Annotated in this window: 2 protein-coding genes; both read left to right on the top strand. The window is 68.3% G+C overall.

Annotated elements, in window-relative coordinates; genetic code table 11:
- Positions 1-331 precede the first annotated feature (331 nt).
- On the top strand, positions 332-1,186 hold the full coding sequence (locus VBE63_RS28430; RefSeq protein ID WP_323686339.1) for an efflux RND transporter permease subunit: 855 nt from the start codon (positions 332-334) through the stop codon (positions 1,184-1,186).
- 35 nt (positions 1,187-1,221) lie between these two features.
- Positions 1,222-1,907, top strand: a 686-nt coding sequence (locus tag VBE63_RS28425) for a chromate transporter (protein ID WP_323686338.1), incomplete at its 3' end; no start/stop codon positions are given.

Below are 1,907 nucleotides of genomic sequence, written 5' to 3'. Positions count from 1 at the left end.
ACCGCCAACAACTGGCCGCGCAACAGGCGCGCGCCGAGGTGCTACTGGCGCAGGCCGAGCAGGACCTGGCCGATACCCGCTTCGAGGCGCCCTATGCGCTGCGCCTATCCGAGGTCGAGGTCGAGTTGCATCAGTACATCGCGCCGGGCCAGCCATTATTCAGCGCCGATAGCCTGGCCGCCGCCGAGGTCGAGGCGCAGATCCCGCTCGGCATGCTGCGCCGTCTGCTCGGCAGCGTCGCGACTGCGCCCAACGCGCCCAATGCGCCAAATGCGCCCAACGCACCGATTCCCGCAGCCAGCGCATCGGCGCCTGGGACATCGAGATCCTGGTGCGCCAGACCAAGGACGACCGTAACGACCTCAATGACCTGGCCGATCAGACCATCCAGCTCGCCGATGGCCAGCGCGTGCCGCTCAGCGCGGTGGCGAGGGTCAGCGAGCAGCGCGACTGGGCGCGGATCACCCGTATCGATGGCCGTCGCACGCTGACGATCGCCGCCGATGTCGATGCCCGGCTGGCCAGCGGCCAGGCCATCGTCAGCGATCTGCGCGCGCGCTGGCTGGCGGATTTCCAGGCGCGGCATCCGAGGGTGGAGGTGCAGTTTGAGGGCCAGGTCGCCAATGCCGCCGAGACCGGGGGCTCGATCCGCCGGGGGCTATTGATCGGCCTGCTCGGGATCTTTGTGATCCTCTCGTTCCAGTTCCGTGGCTACGTCGAGCCGCTGATCGTGATGCTGACCATCCCGCTCGCCTTCATCGGGGCCATCTGGGGCCATGTGCTGATGGGCTATTACCTGTCGATGCCGTCGTTGATCGGCGCCGCCTCACTGGCTGGCATCGTGGTCAACAACGCCATCCTGCTGATCCAGTTCATCAACGCCAATCGCGCCCAGGGCATCTCCGCCGCAGCGGCCGCCGGCCAGGCCAGCCGCCAGCGGCTGCGCGCGATTCTGATCTCCTCGCTGACCACCATTGTCGGGCTGGCGCCGCTGCTGGCCGAGACCAGCACCCAGGCCGACTCGATCAAGCCACTGGTGATCTCGGTGGTGTTTGGGCTGCTCAGCGCGACGGTGCTGGTGCTATTGGTGATCCCAGCGCTCTATGTGCTCTTGGATGATCTGGGGTTGGCGCGGCCGAGAGCGGCTAGCCAGACAGACGTTTGCATCCAGGCATCCGTTCTATAGGATCATGGCGCCATCATCCTCCGGAGAGCGTTGGCATGATCGACAAACAGACGCTCGCGCCCGGTTCAACCGGCCGCCCAAGCGAGGTCTTCGTGGCCTTTTTCAAGCTCGGCCTGACCTCGTTCGGCGGTCCGATTGCGCACCTTGGCTACTTCCGCGATGAGTTGGTCCTGCGCCGGCGCTGGCTGAGCGACGCGGCCTATGCCGAGCTGGTCGCGCTCTGTCAGTTCCTGCCCGGGCCGGCGAGCAGCCAGGTCGGCTTCGCCCTCGGCTATCTGCGCGGCGGCATCAGTGGCGCGCTGCTCGCCTGGGTTGCCTTCACCCTGCCCTCGGCGCTGCTTCTGCTGGCCTTTGCGCTCGGCGCTGATGCCATGGGCGGCGCGCTGGGTCAAGACCTGCTTCGGGGGCTCAAGCTGGTCGCGGTGGCCATCGTCGCGCAGGCGGTCTGGGGCATGGCGCGCAGCCTGGCGCCCGACCGCGAGCGCGCGACCGTGGCCTTGACCGCAGTCCTGTTGGTCACCTTCGCGCCGAGCGCGCTGGGCCAGATCGCGGCGATTCTGGTCGGCGCCTTGGCCGGTCTGCGCTGGTGTCGAGCGCCCTCCCCGCCCGTTTCCCAGGCGCAGGCGCTGGCCGTGCCACTACCGCGTCGCGTCGGTGCCCTGCTGCTGGGGTTGTTCGCGCTGCTGTTGTTCGGACTGCCGCTGCTGGTCGCCGCCGGCGC

This window comes from Lamprobacter sp. (assembly GCF_034860625.1).
In the GTDB taxonomy this organism is placed as follows: Bacteria; Pseudomonadota; Gammaproteobacteria; order Chromatiales; family Chromatiaceae; genus Lamprobacter.
Note: the sequence above shows the minus strand (reverse complement) of the source record. Positions and strands in the feature narration are given on the sequence as shown.